Here is a 2403-nt window from a genome sequence, read left to right as displayed (position 1 = left end):
TTCGATACGCCGAACGGCAGCCCGTACCGCCAGGCGTTCATCGTGGCCGGCCTGTTGGTGATCGTCGTCTGGAACCTTCCAGGGGGCCGGGCCCTCAATCGTGCGCCGCGCCGGATCAGGCGTAGACGGGACCGGTGAACTTCTCGCCCGGACCCTGTCCCGGCTCGTCCGGCACGATCGAGGCCTCGCGGAAGGCCAGCTGGAGCGACTTCAGGCCGTCGCGCAGCGGGGCCGCGTGGAAGGAGCTGATCTCGGTGGCGCTCGCCGTGACCAGGCCCGCGAGGGCGGTGATCAGCTTGCGGGCCTCGTCGAGGTCCTTGTGCTCCGAGTCCGGCTTGTCCAGGCCCAGGTTGACCGCCGCGGCGCTCAGCAGGTGGACGGCCACCGTCGTGATGACCTCGACGGCGGGGACGTCCGCGATGTCACGGGTCATCTCGTCGTAGTCGGGGGCGCCGGCGGCGTCGGAGGGGCCGGCGGCGGCAGAAGTGGAATCGGAGGGCGTCGCGTCAGTCATACGCCCCACGATATGCCGTGCGGCGGGCTTGCAACGCGGGTGCTAGTATGTACTTCGACCGGCCGGACACCTGTGTGCCCGGCCCACAAGTGGAGGCTCCCTCCCACCTGACCACCCTTCGGGGAGGCAGGTCTTCCGGTCAGGCGGTATCCATCGTTCCGTACGGACGATGGAAAGCTGCCCGAGTTTGCGCCCCGCGGTTCGCACGCGGCGGTGCTCCGGTTGTTTTGGAGCCCCTGCCTGTGCCCGGCGGGGCTTTTTGTTTGTCCGCCGCGGTAGGTCGGACGACAAATGACGTCAGCGGCTGTCTGCCAGGCAGTCGTGTGGTGCTACCTAGGAGGATCCATCAGCACCGAGCCCCGCATCAACGACCGGATTCGCGTTCCCGAGGTTCGACTCGTCGGTCCCAGCGGCGAGCAGGTCGGCATCGTGCCGCTTGCCAAGGCGCTTGAACTGGCGCAGGAGTACGACCTCGACCTGGTCGAGGTCGCGGCGTCCGCACGCCCGCCGGTCTGCAAGCTCATGGACTACGGCAAGTTCAAGTACGAGTCGGCCATGAAGGCCCGTGAGGCGCGCAAGAACCAGGCGCACACGGTCATCAAGGAAATGAAGCTCCGGCCGAAGATCGACCCGCACGACTATGACACCAAGAAGGGTCACGTCGTTCGGTTCCTCAAGCAGGGCGACAAGGTCAAGATCACGATCATGTTCCGTGGTCGCGAGCAGTCCCGGCCGGAACTCGGCTACCGACTGCTGCAGCGGCTGGCTTCGGACGTCGAGGACCTCGGGTTCATCGAGTCGAACCCGAAGCAGGACGGCCGAAACATGATCATGGTTCTCGGTCCGCACAAGAAGAAGACCGAGGCGATGGCCGAAGCCCGCGAGGCGCAGGCCGCCCGCAAGGCCGAGCGCCAGGGTGTTGTCGCAGGCGACGAGGAGGCTCCTTCCGAGGAGACCGCCCCCGTCGAGGCGGAGACCACCGAGGTCGCCTCCGACGAGGCTCCCTCTGCCGAGGCGAACGCCGACGCGAACGCCGAGGCCTGATTCCGGGGCAGCCCGTCCCGGATCACCGACACAACATGACGCTCCCGCAAGCCGGTCCGCGAGGACCGGTGGGAGCGTTACCGACGAGGAGATAACGGCGCTATGCCGAAGAACAAGACGCACAGCGGTTCCAAGAAGCGCTTCAAGATCACCGGCTCCGGCAAGGTGCTCCGTGAGCGCGCCGGCAAGCGCCACCTGCTCGAGCACAAGTCGTCCCGTGTCACCCGCCGCCTGACCGGCACCGCGGAGATGGCCCCCGGCGACGCCGCGAAGATCAAGAAGCTTCTCGGCAAGTGACGTTCGCCGCTCCCCTTCCGGGAGCGGAACGTCAAGACCGGGACCCCATCGAATTCGGGCCGTGTGAAGACAACCACGGCCCCGCTACAAGGAGTTAAAAAGTGGCACGCGTCAAGCGGGCAGTAAACGCCCACAAGAAGCGCCGGGCGATCCTCGAGGCGGCCTCCGGCTACCGCGGTCAGCGTTCGCGCCTGTACCGCAAGGCCAAGGAGCAGGTCACCCACTCGCTGGTCTACAACTTCAACGACCGCAAGAAGCGCAAGGGCGACTTCCGTCAGCTGTGGATCCAGCGCATCAACGCCGCTGCCCGCCAGAACGGCATGACGTACAACCGCCTCATCCAGGGTCTGAAGGCCGCCAACATCGAGGTGGACCGCAAGATCCTCGCGGAGCTGGCCGTCAACGACGCCAACGCGTTCGCCGCCCTCGTCGAGGTCGCGCAGAAGGCCCTCCCGGCCGACGTCAACGCGCCGAAGGCCGCTGCCTAAAGCCTCGCCGGCCGCGTGACGCGGCCCGCCCCCCCCGGCCCCCGAGGAAATCCACACACC

The 2403-nt window shown here is 67.2% G+C and carries 4 protein-coding genes; 3 read left to right on the top strand and 1 reads right to left on the bottom strand.

The window, feature by feature from the left end:
- Positions 1-115 precede the first annotated feature (115 nt).
- Positions 116-514: a DUF1844 domain-containing protein gene (locus AB0D46_RS38450; RefSeq protein WP_362884742.1), complete on the bottom strand. Its 399-nt coding sequence runs from the start codon at positions 512-514 to the stop codon at positions 116-118.
- Between the two features lie 321 nt (positions 515-835).
- On the opposite strand from AB0D46_RS38450, the gene infC reads away from it, so the two are divergent.
- The 3 genes from infC to rplT all read left to right on the top strand — a co-directional run bounded on the left by infC (position 836) and on the right by rplT (position 2343).
- Positions 836-1558, top strand: a complete 723-nt coding sequence (infC, locus tag AB0D46_RS38445) for a translation initiation factor IF-3 (protein WP_362884743.1) — start codon at positions 836-838, stop codon at positions 1556-1558.
- A 102-nt stretch (positions 1559-1660) separates the two neighbouring features.
- Positions 1661-1855, top strand: a complete 195-nt coding sequence (gene rpmI / locus AB0D46_RS38440) for a 50S ribosomal protein L35 (protein WP_030387121.1) — start codon at positions 1661-1663, stop codon at positions 1853-1855.
- Between the two features lie 101 nt (positions 1856-1956).
- Entirely contained in the window at positions 1957-2343 is a 387-nt protein-coding gene (gene rplT, locus AB0D46_RS38435; RefSeq protein ID WP_007263143.1) for a 50S ribosomal protein L20, read from the top strand.
- Positions 2344-2403 lie beyond the last annotated feature (60 nt).

Origin of the sequence: Streptomyces sp. NPDC048383 (assembly GCF_040651775.1) — a bacterium.
Lineage (GTDB): Bacteria > Actinomycetota > Actinomycetes > Streptomycetales > Streptomycetaceae > Streptomyces.
This window is presented reverse-complemented; position numbering and strand designations above follow the sequence as displayed.

Excerpts from the sequence above, each read along its gene's own strand:
- rpmI (WP_030387121.1), top strand. The coding sequence starts at position 1,661 with ATGCCGAAGAACAAGACGCACAGCGGTTCCAAGAAGCGCTTCAAGATC.
- AB0D46_RS38450 (WP_362884742.1), bottom strand. The coding sequence starts at position 514 with ATGACTGACGCGACGCCCTCCGATTCCACTTCTGCCGCCGCCGGCCCC.